Below are 13,728 nucleotides of genomic sequence, written 5' to 3'. Positions count from 1 at the left end.
ACGGAAGCACCACGCAGCTGGGAGCTCGACCAGCAGTGGGAGACGGATCAGGGAACAGACCCGGTGAATCACCCCCCAACAGACGACGGGCCGACCGACCCCGGCCCCGCCGTCGGCTTCAACCCATGACATTGCCGACCGCGTACGCCGGTCCTGTCGCAGTGATTCCACCGGCCGTCAGCCGGGAGAGGACGTCACCATCCCATCGGCTTCGCCGACGCTGAGGACGGAGCGGTAACGTCGGCGTCGTGTCTGGATCGCTACCGCTTCGCCTCGTGCTCGCCTCCGCGAGCCCTGCCCGCCGCAAGACTCTCCAGGCAGCCGGGATCGAGCCAGATGTGCTGGTCAGTGGCGTCGACGAGTCCCTCGTGGCCAGCGATCGAGCGGATGAACTCTGTCTTGAACTGGCCCGACTGAAGGCGCAGGCGGTCCTGACCCGGCTGCGGCCAGCCCAGGACCAACGCACTCTGGTGATCGGGTGTGACTCGGTGCTGGAGTTCGACGGCCAGATCTTCGGCAAGCCGGCCGACTCGGCCGACGCCATCCACCGGTGGGAGCGGATGCGGGGGCGCAGTGGGGTCCTGCACAGCGGCCACTGCCTCGTCGACGTGACCGCCGGTCGGCGGGCGGAGGCCGTCGCCTCCACGACCGTGCACTTCGCCGCGGTGAGTGACGACGAGATCGCCACGTACGTCGCCACGGGGGAGCCCCTGGTGGTGGCCGGCGCGTTCACGATCGATGGGTTGGGTGGGCCGTTCGTGGAGCGGATCGAGGGCGACCCCGGCACGGTGGTAGGCCTCTCCCTGCCGCTGCTACGCCGACTCCTGGCCGAGCTGAATCTACCGATCACCGGCCTGTGGAGCAGGGGCACGTCGACCCACCCCACGCCAGGCACCTCGGCTACCCCGAAGCCGAACCCTGGAGCCTGACCAGCGAGAGTCTCGCAGTCGAGAGCACGAAGGAGCAGCGTTGACCACCAAGTCCATCCCGTTGACATCGGAGTTGCACGCCTACCTGGTCGCCCACGGCAGCCCACCGGATGAGGTCATGCTCGACCTGATCAAGGAGACCCGGGCACACCTGCCGGAGGACGCGCAGATGCAGGTGGCGCCGGAGCAGGCCGCGTTCCTGACCTTTCTGACCCGGCTGCTGGGGGCACGACAGGCAGTCGAGGTCGGCACCTTTACCGGGCTCTCCGCGCTGGCTATCGCCCGCGGGCTTGCCGAGGACGGGCAGCTGACCTGCTTCGACGTCTCGGAGGAGTTCACCGGGATCGCTCGGCGCTACTGGACCCGGGCTGGCGTGGACGACCGGGTGCAGCTGCGCATCGGCCCGGCCGAGGAGACGCTGCGGGAACTACCGGGCGACCGTCACCTCGACTTCGCTTTCATCGACGCGGACAAGGTCGGCTATTCGGCGTACTGGGCGGAGCTGGTGCCCCGGATGCGGCCCGGCGGGGTGATCGCCGTCGACAACGTCCTTCGCGACGGCCGGGTGCTCGCCCCGCAGGACGCCGGCGACCGGGCCATCGCCGCGTTCAACGACGAGGTACTGGCCGACGTTCGGGTCGACCCGATGATGCTGCCGATCGCCGACGGGTTGACCCTGGCCCGAGTGCACTGACGGTCCGTTTCGGTTCCCTGCTTGTCGTGGTGCCCCGCCACCCGGGGCATCACCACCGGCAGGGAAGTCGGGCCGACGGCTACCCGGAGCGCCGTGGTGCGCTGCGGGCTGTCGGTGAACGGGCAGTGCGGCATCCCACACTTAGCGCTCGTTAGGGGGCGTCGGCACGGCCGTTACACTCCCCGTCAACGAACTCCCCGGGAGGAGCCCCCAAGGTGCGCAAGGTACTCATCGCCAACCGCGGCGAGATCGCTGTCCGCGTCATCCGTGCGTGCCGCGACGCCGGCCTGGCCAGCGTCGCTGTCTACGCGGACTCGGACCGCGACGCCCTGCACGCCACCCTGGCCGACGAGGCGTACGCGCTCGGCGGTGACACCGCGGCCGACAGCTATCTCCGCATTGACAAGTTGATCGATGTGGCGGCGCGGTCGGGCGCCGACGCGGTGCACCCGGGCTACGGCTTCCTCTCCGAAAACGCCGACTTCGCCCAGGCGGTGATCGACGCCGAGCTGACCTGGATCGGGCCGACCCCGCAGGCGATCCGCGACCTGGGTGACAAGGTCACCGCCCGACACATCGCACAACGTGCGGGCGCACCGCTGGTCCCCGGCACCCCGGACCCGGTCGGCAGCGCCGACGAGGTGTTGGCCTTCGCCGTTGACCACGGCCTGCCGGTCGCCATCAAGGCGGCCTTCGGCGGCGGCGGTCGCGGCCTCAAGGTGGCCCGGACGATGGAGGAGATCCCCCACCTGTTCGAATCGGCCACCCGGGAGGCGGTCGCCGCGTTCGGCCGGGGTGAGTGCTTCGTCGAGCGGTACCTGGACCAGCCCCGACACGTCGAGGCCCAGGTCCTCGCCGACCAACACGGCAACGTCATCGTGATGGGTACTCGGGACTGCTCCCTCCAGCGTCGGCACCAGAAGCTGGTCGAGGAGGCGCCGGCGCCGTTCCTCACCGACGCACAGCGACAGCAGATCCACGACTCGGCCAAGGCCATCTGCCGGGAGGCCGGCTACCACGGTGCCGGCACCGTCGAATATCTGGTCGGCGTCGACGGCACTATCTCCTTCCTGGAAGTCAACACCCGGCTTCAGGTGGAACATCCGGTGACCGAGGAGACGGCCGGTGTCGACCTGGTTCGGGAACAGTTCCGCATCGCGGACGGGGAGAAGCTGCGGTTCACCGAGGATCCGTCGCCTCGCGGGCACTCCATCGAGTTCCGGATCAACGGTGAGGACCCGGGCCGAAACTTCCTGCCGGCCCCGGGCACGATCACCGCGCTGCGCCTGCCGACCGGTCCGGGAGTACGGGTCGACACCGGTGTCTCCGCCGGCGACGTGATCGGCGGCAACTTCGACTCGCTCCTCGCCAAGGTAGTCGTGACCGGCGAGACACGTACCGAGGCGCTTGAGCGGGCCCGTCGCGTGCTGGACGAGATGGTGGTCGAGGGCATGGCCACCGCGCTGCCGTTCCACCGTCTGGTGGTCCGGGACAAGGCCTTCACCGCCGAGCCGTTCACGGTGCACACCCGATGGATCGAGACCGAGTTCGACAACACCGTGCCGGCCTTCACCGCCACCGCGGACCCCGCCGAGGGCCCGGCGGAACGCGACGTGGTGGTGGTGGAGGTGGGCGGCAAGCGGCTGGAGGTCAACCTCCCGGCTGGCTTCGGCGCCGGCGCAGCCTCCGCCGCGCCCACCGCGAAGAAGCCGGCCCGTCGGCGCGGCGGGGCGAAGGCCGGGGCCGCGGTCAGCGGCGACACGCTCACCTCCCCCATGCAGGGCACGATCGTGAAGATCGCGGTCGCCGACGGCGACATTGTGGCCGAGGGTGACCTGGTCGTGGTCCTGGAGGCGATGAAGATGGAGCAACCGCTGCACGCCCATCAGGCAGGCACGGTCAGCGGCCTCACCGCCGAGATCGGCGCGGTCATCACTGCCGGCGGGGCGATCTGCACCATCGCCTGAGGGACGCTGGCTGCCGCTGTTCGGGGACGCACACCAACGACCCCGCCGCCCTGGCCACAGCGCTGCGGGCGCCGCCCCGGGGTCGAACGGAGGGATGTTGTCCGGCCCGGGGAGCGCGAGTCGGGACAGCGAGTCATGATGGCCGGGTGCGGTTCCTTCACGGCGCGGTCCCCGCGCACGACCTGACCTACAACGACGTCTTCATGGCTCCGGCCCGCTCCGAGGTGGCGTCCCGGCTCGACGTTGACCTGTCTACCGGTGACGGCACCGGCACCACCATCCCGTTGGTGGTGTCGAACATGACCGCGGTGGCGGGCCGCCGGATGGCCGAGACCGTGGCCCGGCGGGGCGGCATCGCGGTCATCCCGCAGGACATCCCGATCGAGGTGGTCGCGAACGTCGTCGCCTGGGTCAAGCAGCGGCACCTGGTGTACGACACCCCGATCATCCTGGGTCCGACCGACACCGTCGGCGACGCCATCCACCTGCTTCCGAAACGGTCCCACGGTGCGGTGGTCGTGGTGGACGAGTCCGGACGGCCGGTCGGGGTGGTCACCGAGGCGGACACGGTGGGCGTGGACCGCTTCGCGCAGCTCCAGCACGTGATGTCGGCGGAGCTGCACACGGTTTCGGCGGACGCCGATCCGCGTACCGGCTTCGATCGGCTCTCGGCCGGCCGGCGGCGGCTGGCACCGGTGGTGGACGAGCAGGGGCGACTGGTCGGCGTGCTGACCCGACCGGGTGCGCTGCGTGCCACGCTGTACCGACCGGCGATCGATGACCGGGGCCGGCTGCGCATCGCCGCGGCGGTCGGCATCAACGGCGATGTCACCGGCAAGGCGAGAGCCCTCCTGGAGGCCGGGGTGGACACCCTGGTCGTGGATACGGCGCACGGCCACCAGGAACGGATGCTCTCCGCCCTCCGGGCGGTACGCGCGCTCGATCCGGCCGTTCCGGTCGCGGCTGGCAACGTGGTCACTGCCGACGGCGTACGCGATCTCGTTGCGGCGGGTGCGGACATCGTGAAGGTCGGCGTGGGGCCGGGGGCGATGTGCACCACGCGCATGATGACCGGGGTGGGCCGGCCCCAGTTCTCGGCGGTCCTGGACTGTGCCGCGGCGGCACGGGCGTTGGGCCGGCACGTGTGGGCAGACGGCGGGGTCCGGTACCCCCGCGATGTCGCGTTGGCGCTTGCCGCGGGGGCGTCGAACGTCATGATCGGTTCTTGGTTCGCCGGCACCTACGAGTCCCCGGGCGACCTCTACTCCGACGCCGACGGTCGCCGCTACAAGGAGAGCTTCGGCATGGCCTCGGCCCGGGCGGTCAGTGCTCGCACGGCGGAGGACTCCGCGTACGACCGCGCCCGGAAGGCGATCTTCGAGGAGGGCATCTCGTCGGCGCGGATGTACCTGGACCCGGACCGGCCGGGCGTGGAGGACCTCGTTGACGAGATCATTTCTGGGGTACGCAGCGCCTTCACCTATGCCGGGGCGCACAACCTCGCGGAGTTCCACGAGCGGGCGCTGGTCGGGGTGCAGAGCGCGGCCGGCTACACCGAGGGGATGCCGATCCCGACCAGTTGGTGACCCGAAACGTCACCCCGGTGCGGCCAGCCCCTCCGCGGTCTGACCGGCGGGGCTGGCCGCCGGCTGTGGCGTCGGCGCCGGCTCCGCTGCCCCGGGGCGGTCCCGGGGCAGTCGGGCGCAGGCGATCAGCCCGATGAGCAGGAAGCCGGCGGCGGTGAAGGCGGCGTACCGGGTGGCGTCGGCGAAGGCGGCCTTCGCCTCCTCGGCGATCGGCGCGGTGCGGGGGTCGGCGGCGAGCCCGGCGATCGCCGCTCCGCCACTCTCCCGGACCTCGGTCACCACCTGTTCGCGCTGGGTGGGATCGAGCTCGGACCGATCAGCGAGCCGCGCGCCGAGGAGCCCGCTGAGCCCGGCGAAGAGGACCGTGCCGAGCACGGCGATGCCGAGGGCGGAGCCGACCTGCCGCGCGGTGCTCTGCACCCCGGACCCCTGGCCGCTGCGCCGGACCGGCACCTCTCGCAGCGACACCCCGGTGAGCTGGGCGGTGGCCAGACCGACGCCGACGCCGTAGACGAAGAGCAGGCCAAGCGGAGCCCACCAGCGCGTGTCGGGGGCGACCACGAGGCCGAGTCCGGCGATACCGGCGATCTCCGCGGCTACGCCGAGCTGCACCACCCGGGTGGTACCCCATCGTTTGACGAGAAGCGCTCCGAGTGCGCTGGAGAGGAAGCTCCCGACGGCGAGGGGCAGCAGCGCCAGTCCGGTGTGGAAGGCGCTGTAGCCGAGCACGTTCTGGTACCAGAGCGGGAGCGCGAAGAGGAGGCCGAACTCGCCCAGGCTGACGATCGCGGCGGCGGTGACGCCGACCCGGAAGGAGCCGATCCGAAACAGCGACAGGTCGATCAGCGCCGTCCGGCCGAGCCGGTTGCGGCGCACCTGGTGGGTGACCAGAAGGGCAAGGGCGGCCAGGCCGGCCAGCCCGACGACCGGCACCGGTGAGATCGCGGCGGGCCAGTCCAGGCCGAAGAGGGTGATCGGCTTCGCCAACCCCCACCAGCCGTACGTGCGCCCCTCGATGAGGGCGAAGACGACGCCGGTCATACCGAGCACCGACAGCAACGCGCCGACCAGGTCGATGCCGCGCTCGACCCGGTCGTCGCGGGATTCGGGGACCAGCGCGAGCGTGGCGACGACGACCAGCACGCCGATCGGGAGGTTGATGCCGAAGGCCCACCGCCAGGAGAGCTCGGTGGTGAGCCAGCCGCCGAGCAGCGGGCCGAGCGCGGCGGCCCCGCCGATGGTGGAGCCCCAGACCGCGAAGGCGATCGCCCGTTCCCGGCCGACGAAGTTCGCGTTCAGCAGGGACAGTGAGGTGGGCAGCATCATCGCGCCGCCGAGCCCTTGGAGCACCCGCGCCCCGATCAGCTCGGCACCGGAGCCGGCGGACGCGGCGAGCAGGCTGGCGACGACGAAGACCAGCACGCCGACGACGAACATTCGTCGTCGGCCGGCGCGATCAGCGAAGCGGCCCACGACCAGGAGCAGGGAGGCGAAGACGAGGGTGTACGCCTCCTGGACCCACTGCGCCCCGGCGGAGCTGACGCCGAGGTCAGCGATGATCGCAGGGACGGCGACGTTGACGATCGTCACGTCGACGATGATCGTGGCGACCCCGAGACTGATGGCGAGCAGCCCCCACCAGCGGCCGCGTCCCTGCTCCGGCATACTCGCTCCGATCGCTAGTTTATCTAGCTACCTGAGCTGCTAGCTTCGTCCGGTGGACAGCGCCGCGTCAACCACCGCCGGCTCGCGTCGCGGGCCGTACAGCGAAGCGCCATCAACCAGCCGAACCGCCCGGGCGTTGCGCGAGGTAGTCCGGGCGGCCAGCGACACCCGGGGAGCGCTGGCCCGCCGGCTCGGGATCGGGCTCACCGACGCCGCCGCTATCGACCACCTCGCCGCCAGCCCGGACCCGCTGGGCCCGGTGGAGTTGGGCAACCGACTCGGTATCCGGTCCGCCTCGGCCACCGCGCTGGTGAACCGCCTGGTCCGGGCCGGTCACGTGGCGCGCACGCCACATCCACAGGATCGCCGCCGGGTGGCGCTCCAGGTCACGGACCAGGGGTACGACGAGGTGTCGGCCGCGCTGCAGCCGATGCTGACCGGCATCGAACGAGCGGTCGCCCGACTCACCCCGGAGCAGGCGACCGCAACCGCCGCCTTCCTCCACGAGGTCGCCGAGGTCATGCGGACCTACGGAGCGAGCGCGCCGGAGGATTCGCCGGCACCCGCGGCCCAACGCCGGTTCAGCAGGGCTCGAAGAGCCGACGAATGACGGTGCGGGCGGCCTCCCGCGGGTCCTTTCCCGCCTCGTCCGGCAACGCACCTGCATTCCAGAGCGTGGCGAAGCCGTGCACGATGGACCAGGCGGCGAGGGTGTCCCGGGTGGCGGAGTCTGCCGCACCGGGCCCCGACGGCAGGTCGACCACCGCCGAGCGCAGGAAGGCTCTCGACCGCTTTCGGGCCTCCACCAGCTCCGGCGCGTCGGCGCGGTAGAGGTCGGGGCGGAACATCACCTCGAAGTGCGCCCGACGCCGGACGGCGAAGTCCACGTAGGCCACCCCCATCTCCAACAGGCCGTCGACTCCACTCAGGTCCTGGGCGAGCAGGTTGAAGCCCTCGACCGCGAGCGCGGTGAGCAACCCTGGCTTGTCGCCGAAGTGATGGGCGGGCGCCGCGTGCGAGACACCCGCTCGGCGGGCGAGGTCGCGCAGGCTCAGTGCGGCGGGCCCGGACTCCTCGATCGCCACCGCGGCGGCGGCGAGCAGGACCCGCCGGAGATCGCCGTGATGGTAGCCACGTGTGCCGGTCATCCATGGAGCATATCTTGCCGTTGACAAGATCCTCGAACCGAGGCAGTCTTGTCGCCGACAAGATCTCGCTGGAGGTTCCGATGGTTCCACTGATCACACTGGGGGCCGGCACCGGGTTGGCCCGGCTGGCCGGCCTGGCCGGGGTGGGCGCGCTCGACGGCTGGCACCCCGCCCTGCGGGTGGGACTCGCCCTGATGCTCACGGTCACCGGACTGGCGCACTTCAGCGCCCGGCGCCGGTCCGGCCTCGTCGCGCTGGTGCCACCACGGCTGCCCCACCCCCAGTTCCTGGTAACCCTCACCGGAGTGCTGGAGTTGCTCGGCGCGGCGGCGCTACTCGCTCCCGCCACCGCTCGGTGGGCCGCCGCCGGGCTGGCCGTCCTGATGCTCGCCATGTTCCCGGCGAACGTGTCGGGGGCACGGCGGAAGCTCACCCTGGCCGGCCGCCCAGTCACCCCGCTGCCCGCCCGTACCGCGATGCAGGCAACGTTCGTCGCCGCAGCGGTCGCGATTTCGCTTGGATCCTGAACATCCGAGAGCTAGCCTGCCCGGGTGTACGTGCTCCACCGCCAGAACGCACCGCTCGGGCGCTGATCGCCCGGCTAGCCAGGGCGAATCTCCCGGAGAACCCACTTGCTGATCCAACTGCTCCGCACCTACCTACGCCCTTACCACCGCCCGCTGGCGGCCGTGGTCGTCCTCCAGTTCGTCGGCACCATCGCCTCGCTCTACCTGCCGAGCCTCAACGCCGACATCATCGACCTTGGGGTGGCCCGCGGCGACACCGGCTTCATCGTGCGCACCGGGGCCTGGATGCTCGTCGTCAGCCTGGTGCAGATCGTCTGCTCGATCGCCGCCGTCTACCTGGGCGCCCGCACCGCGATGGCGTACGGCCGGGATGTCCGCGCGGCGCTCTTCGCCCACGTCAACAGCTTCTCCGCGCGGGAGGTCGCCCACTTCGGCGCACCATCACTGATCACTCGCAACACCAACGACGTGCAGCAGGTGCAGATGCTGGTGCTGATGAGCTGCACGATGCTGGTCGCCGCGCCGATCATGAGCGTCGGCGGGGTGGTGATGGCGCTCCGCGAAGACCTCGGGCTCTCCTGGCTGCTGCTGGTCAGCGTCCCAGTCCTGGCCCTCGGCCTGGGCCAGGTGATCCGGCGGATGGTGCCCGGATTCCGACTCATGCAGACCCGCATCGACGCGGTTAACCGGGTTCTCCGCGAGCAGATCAGTGGCATCCGCGTGGTCCGGGCGTTCGTTCGGGAACCGTACGAGACCCGCCGCTTCGCCGCCGCCAACACCGACCTGACCGCGACCGCCCTACACACCGGCCGACTGGCAGCACTGGTCTTCCCGATCGTGATGCTGGTCCTCAACGTCTCCAGCGTCGCGGTGCTCTGGTTCGGGGCCGGACGGGTGGACGCCGGCGCCATCGAGGTCGGCTCCCTCACCGCCTTCCTCCAGTACCTGATGCAGATCCTGATGGCGGTCATGATGGCCACGTTCATGCTGATGATGGTGCCGAGGGCGGCGGTTTGCGCCGAGCGCATCGGCGAGGTGCTGGCGACCGAGACCTCGGTCACGCCCCCACCGGAGCCGGTCACCGCACCGCCCGGCCGAGCTGAGGTGGAGCTGCGCACGGTGCGGTTCCAGTACCCGGGCGCGGCCGAACCGGTGCTGCGGGACGTGTCGTTCCGGGTGACCCCGGGCACGACCACCGCGATCATCGGCAGCACCGGCGCCGGCAAGAGCACCCTGCTCGCCCTGATCTCACGGTTGATCGACGTTACCTCCGGTGCGGTGCTGGTGGACGGGGTCAATGTCCGGGAGCTCGCACCGGAGGCGCTGTGGCAGCGAATCGGGCTGGTGCCACAGCGCCCGTACCTGTTCACCGGCACGATCGCCAGCAACCTGCGACACGGCAACCCGGACGCGACCGAGGCCGAGCTGTGGGCGGCGCTGGAGGTGGCACAGGCACGCGACTTCGTCGCGGCGATGCCGGACGGGCTGGACGCACCCGTAGCGCAGGGTGGCACCAACCTCTCCGGCGGGCAGCGGCAGCGGCTGGCCATCGCCCGGGCGCTGGTGCGCCGACCAGAGATTTACCTCTTCGACGACTCCTTCTCCGCCCTTGACCTCGGTACCGACGCGCGGCTGCGGGCGGCACTGCGCCCAGTCACCGCCGACGCGGCGGTGGTGGTCGTGGCGCAGCGGGTCGCCACCGTGGCAGACGCCGACCGGATCGTGGTGCTGGAGAACGGGGGCGTCGTGGGGATCGGCCAGCACGCCGAGCTACTGACGACCTGCCCCACGTACGCGGAGATCGTCGCATCACAGCAGAGCACGGGGGTGACGGCATGAGCGCTCCAGCCGTACCGAAGAAGAACCAACCCGGCGAGGAGCCCACGCCTCAGCGGCTACCGTCCGGCGGCCAACGCGGCAGCGGGCCGTCCTGGCCGGGGCCCGGTATGCCGGCCGAACGGTCGATGTCCTTCGGGCCGTCGGCTCGGCGCCTCCTCGGCCGGCTACGCCCGCACCGCCTCCCACTGATCGGGGTAGTCGCCCTGGCGGTGCTCGGTGTCGGCCTGAACGTCATCGGCCCGAGAGTGCTCGGCCACGCCACCGACCTGATCTTCGCCGGGGTGTTGGGGAGACAGCTCGAACCCGGCACGACGACGGAGGCCGCCGCCGCGGCGGCCCGCGCGGCGGGCAACGACAGCTTCGCCGACATCATCACCCGGATGGGCGTGGTTCCCGGCACCGGAATCGACTCCGCCGCGTTGGCCCGGGTGCTGCTGCTGGCGCTCGCCCTCTATGTCGCGGCGTCCCTGCTCATCTGGGCGCAGGGTTGGCTGCTCACCGGGATGGTGCAGCGGACCGTGCACCGGCTACGGGAAGACGTGGCGGCCAAGCTGAACCGGCTGCCCCTGCCCTACTTCGACCGACAGCCCCGGGGCGAGTTGCTCAGCCGGGTCACCAACGACATCGATAACATCTCGATCAGCCTGCAGCAGACCCTGAGCCAACTGCTCACCGGGCTGCTCACCGTGGTCGGGGTGCTCGCCATGATGTTCTGGATCTCGCCGGTCTTGGCCCTGATCGCACTGGTGGCGGTACCCCTGTCGGTCCTCGTCACCCAGCAGATCGCGAAGCGGTCCCAGCCGAGGTTCGTCGCCCAGTGGACGCACACCGCTGAGCTCAACGGCCAGATCGAGGAGGCCTTCACCGGCCACGAGTTGGTCAAGGCTTTCGGCCGACAGCGGGCCGTGCAAACCTCCTTCGCGGCCAAGAACGAGGAGCTGTTCCAGGCCAGCTTCGGGGCGCAGTTCATCTCCGGAATCATCATGCCGGCGATGATGTTCATCGGGAACCTGAGCTACGTGGCGATCGCCGTGGTCGGCGGGCTCCGGGTCGCATCGGGCACGATGACCCTCGGCGACGTGCAGGCCTTCATCCAGTACTCCCGCCAGTTCACCCAGCCGCTCACCCAGCTCGCCGCGATGATGAACCTGCTCCAGTCCGGGGTCGCCTCCGCCGAGCGGGTCTTCGCGGTGCTCGACGCCGAGGAGCAGACTCCGGAACCGGCCGTCCCGGCCCGACTTACCGCACCCCGCGGACGGGTCGCGTTCGAGCACGTCTCCTTCCGGTACACCCCGGACAAGCCGTTGATCGAGAACCTGTCGCTGACCGCCGAACCCGGCCAGACGGTGGCGATCGTCGGGCCGACCGGGGCCGGCAAGACCACGCTGGTCAACCTGGTGCTGCGCTTCTACGAGCTGAACGCCGGTCGGATCACCCTCGACGGAGTGGACATCACCGGGCTGCGCCGGGACGACCTGCGCGGCCGGATCGGCATGGTGCTCCAGGACACCTGGCTGTTCACCGGCACCATCCGAGAGAACATCGCCTACGGCCGACCCGACGCCACCGAGGAGGAGATCCTGGCGGCGGCCCGGGCGACCTTCGTGGACCGATTCGTACGCAGCCTGCCCGATGGCTACGACACCGTGATCGACGAGGAGGGGAGCAACATCAGCGCTGGCGAGCGGCAGCTCATCACCATCGCCCGCGCCTTCCTCGCCGAGCCGTCGCTGCTGATCCTCGACGAGGCCACCAGCTCCGTGGACACCCGGACCGAGGTGCTGCTCCAACGGGCGATGGCGGCACTGCGATCCGACCGCACCAGCTTCGTGATCGCACATCGCCTCTCCACCATCCGCGACGCCGACCTGATCCTGATGATGGTGGACGGACGCATCGTCGAACAGGGCAGCCACGACGAACTGCTCGCGGCCGACGGCCCGTACGCCGGCCTGCACCGATCCCAGTTCACGCAGGGCCGACCGACCGAGTCCGAGCCGGTCCCGGCTCCGTAGCCGCCGGAGGGGCGCCGGGTCGAGGCCGCGGACGGCCCAGTAACTCCAGGATTCCGTCGGGTCGCCAAGGCCGAATCCCGCCGGTAACCCGGGTCACCCCGGGTTACCGGCGATCATCGGCCGGCCGCTCAGCCCGGCGGAAGGAGCTTCGGCGAGCGGGTCGCGACGACCCGGGCAACCAGGGCGAGGGCATCGGCGGCCGGCAGCGGAGCCAGGTGCTGGCCATCCCGCAGCCGCAGCAACACGTGTCCGGCCGCGGCCTCTCGCGGGCCGACCACCGCGACGTACGGAATCCGGGCCTGCGCCGCGTCGCGGATACGCCCGCCCAGCGACCCGCTTCGGTCCACCTCGGCCCGCAGTCCGGCCGCCCGCGCTGCGGCGACGACCTCGTCAGCCGCGCCGTCCTGCGCGGCGGCGACCGGCAGGACCACCAGCTGAACCGGCGCGTACCAGACGGGGAAAGCCCCCTCGTGCACCTCGATCAGGTAGCTGAACAGCCGCTCCATGCTCCCGACGAGACTGCGGTGCACCAGCACCGGCCGGCGCCGGGCACCACCGGAGTCGATGTACGACAGATCGAACCGCTCCGGCTTGTCGAAGTCGAGCTGGACGGTGGAGAGCGTCCACTCCCGACCGGCGGCGTCCTCCACCTGGATGTCGATCTTCGGTCCGTAGAAGGCCGCCGCACCGACGTCCTCGGTGTACTCCACCCCGTCGAGCGCGGCGCGGAGCAACTCCTCGGCCCGCGCCCAGTCGTCCTCTTCACCGACGTAGCGCTGACCCGAACCCCGCAGCGACAGGCGAAAACCCGCCGGCCGTACGCCGAGGGCGGCGTGTGCCACGCGGATCAGCCGAAGGATCTCCGCTACCTCCGCCCCGACCTGCTCCAGGGCGCAGAAGTTGTGGGCGTCGTTGAGCGAGATCGCCCGCACCCGGGCCAGCCCGCCCAGCACACCGGAGCGCTCGGCCCGGTACATGCCGCCCATCTCGGCGATCCGCAGTGGCAGGTCCCGCCAGGATCGTCCCCGGCACCGGTAGACCAACGCGTGGTGTGGGCAGAGCGACGGGCGGAGCACGAGTTCGTCGTCGGCCGACAGCCGCATCGGTGGGAACATCTCCTCGGCGAAGTGGTCAAGATGCCCGGAGCGTTCGAAGAGTTCCCGCCGACCGAGTGGCGGGGTGACGACGTGCTGGTAGCCGGCCTGGCGTTCAAGGTCGCGGAGATACTCCTCGACGGCGTGCCGGGCCGCCGCCCCGGCCGGCAGCCAGAGCGGCAGCCCCGCACCGGCGAGCGGGTCGGAGGTGAACAGGCCCAGATCCCGGCCGAGCCTACGGTGGTCGATCATGTCGCGCTCCCG

Annotated in this window: 10 protein-coding genes and 1 pseudogene; 8 read left to right on the top strand and 3 right to left on the bottom strand. The window is 70.9% G+C overall.

Features of this window, described 5'->3' with window-relative positions; all coding sequences use genetic code 11:
- The first annotated feature begins 248 nt into the window (after positions 1 to 248).
- From STROP_RS04310 to STROP_RS04295, 4 genes are all read left to right on the top strand, one after another.
- A complete protein-coding gene (locus STROP_RS04310) occupies positions 249 to 929 on the top strand; it encodes a Maf family protein (RefSeq protein WP_011904762.1) in 681 nt (226 codons plus the stop codon).
- Between the two features lie 40 nt (positions 930 to 969).
- Positions 970 to 1,623, top strand: a complete 654-nt coding sequence (locus STROP_RS04305) for an O-methyltransferase (protein ID WP_011904761.1) — start codon at positions 970 to 972, stop codon at positions 1,621 to 1,623.
- A 215-nt stretch (positions 1,624 to 1,838) separates the two neighbouring features.
- Positions 1,839 to 3,590, top strand: a complete 1,752-nt coding sequence (locus STROP_RS04300; protein WP_011904760.1) for an acetyl/propionyl/methylcrotonyl-CoA carboxylase subunit alpha — start codon at positions 1,839 to 1,841, stop codon at positions 3,588 to 3,590.
- A gap of 146 nt (positions 3,591 to 3,736) precedes the next feature.
- Positions 3,737 to 5,176, top strand: coding sequence for a GuaB1 family IMP dehydrogenase-related protein (locus tag STROP_RS04295; protein WP_011904759.1), 1,440 nt, complete (start codon positions 3,737 to 3,739; stop codon positions 5,174 to 5,176).
- Positions 5,177 to 5,185: 9 nt separating this feature from the next.
- On the opposite strand, the gene STROP_RS04290 is transcribed toward STROP_RS04295, so the two are convergent.
- Positions 5,186 to 6,841: a DHA2 family efflux MFS transporter permease subunit gene (locus tag STROP_RS04290; RefSeq protein WP_011904758.1), complete on the bottom strand. Its 1,656-nt coding sequence runs from the start codon at positions 6,839 to 6,841 to the stop codon at positions 5,186 to 5,188.
- 52 nt (positions 6,842 to 6,893) lie between these two features.
- On the opposite strand from STROP_RS04290, the gene STROP_RS04285 reads away from it, so the two are divergent.
- Positions 6,894 to 7,451, top strand: a complete 558-nt coding sequence (locus STROP_RS04285; RefSeq protein ID WP_011904757.1) for a MarR family winged helix-turn-helix transcriptional regulator — start codon at positions 6,894 to 6,896, stop codon at positions 7,449 to 7,451.
- Here the strand turns inward: STROP_RS04285 and STROP_RS04280 are convergent.
- Complete coding sequence (locus STROP_RS04280; RefSeq protein WP_011904756.1) at positions 7,423 to 7,989, bottom strand: TetR/AcrR family transcriptional regulator; 567 nt, start codon at positions 7,987 to 7,989, stop codon at positions 7,423 to 7,425. The two genes, STROP_RS04285 and STROP_RS04280, sit on opposite strands and share 29 nt — an antisense overlap.
- A gap of 80 nt (positions 7,990 to 8,069) precedes the next feature.
- On the opposite strand from STROP_RS04280, the gene STROP_RS04275 reads away from it, so the two are divergent.
- From STROP_RS04275 to STROP_RS04265, 3 genes are all read left to right on the top strand, one after another.
- Positions 8,070 to 8,516 (top strand): DoxX family protein, encoded by a 447-nt coding sequence (locus STROP_RS04275; RefSeq protein WP_026274791.1) that lies wholly within the window; start codon positions 8,070 to 8,072, stop codon positions 8,514 to 8,516.
- A 105-nt stretch (positions 8,517 to 8,621) separates the two neighbouring features.
- Entirely contained in the window at positions 8,622 to 10,355 is a 1,734-nt protein-coding gene (locus STROP_RS04270) for an ABC transporter ATP-binding protein (protein ID WP_011904754.1), read from the top strand.
- Positions 10,352 to 12,370, top strand: a complete 2,019-nt coding sequence (locus tag STROP_RS04265) for an ABC transporter ATP-binding protein (RefSeq protein WP_011904753.1) — start codon at positions 10,352 to 10,354, stop codon at positions 12,368 to 12,370. Before STROP_RS04270 ends, STROP_RS04265 begins: the two co-directional genes overlap by 4 nt.
- A 128-nt stretch (positions 12,371 to 12,498) precedes the next feature.
- Here the strand turns inward: STROP_RS04265 and thrS are convergent.
- Positions 12,499 to 13,719: pseudogene (thrS, locus tag STROP_RS04260) on the bottom strand (threonine--tRNA ligase); the annotation flags it as partial.
- Positions 13,720 to 13,728 lie beyond the last annotated feature (9 nt).

It is taken from the genome of Salinispora tropica CNB-440, from assembly GCF_000016425.1.
Taxonomy (GTDB): Bacteria; Actinomycetota; Actinomycetes; order Mycobacteriales; family Micromonosporaceae; genus Micromonospora; species Micromonospora tropica.
This window is presented reverse-complemented; position numbering and strand designations above follow the sequence as displayed.

What these genes read in the sequence shown, in the direction of transcription:
- STROP_RS04290 (WP_011904758.1), bottom strand. Translation starts at nt 6,841, where the DNA reads ATGCCGGAGCAGGGACGCGGCCGCTGGTGGGGGCTGCTCGCCATCAGT.
- STROP_RS04275 (WP_026274791.1), top strand. Translation starts at nt 8,070, where the DNA reads ATGGTTCCACTGATCACACTGGGGGCCGGCACCGGGTTGGCCCGGCTG.
- STROP_RS04280 (WP_011904756.1), bottom strand. Translation starts at nt 7,989, where the DNA reads ATGACCGGCACACGTGGCTACCATCACGGCGATCTCCGGCGGGTCCTG.
- STROP_RS04265 (WP_011904753.1), top strand. Translation starts at nt 10,352, where the DNA reads ATGAGCGCTCCAGCCGTACCGAAGAAGAACCAACCCGGCGAGGAGCCC.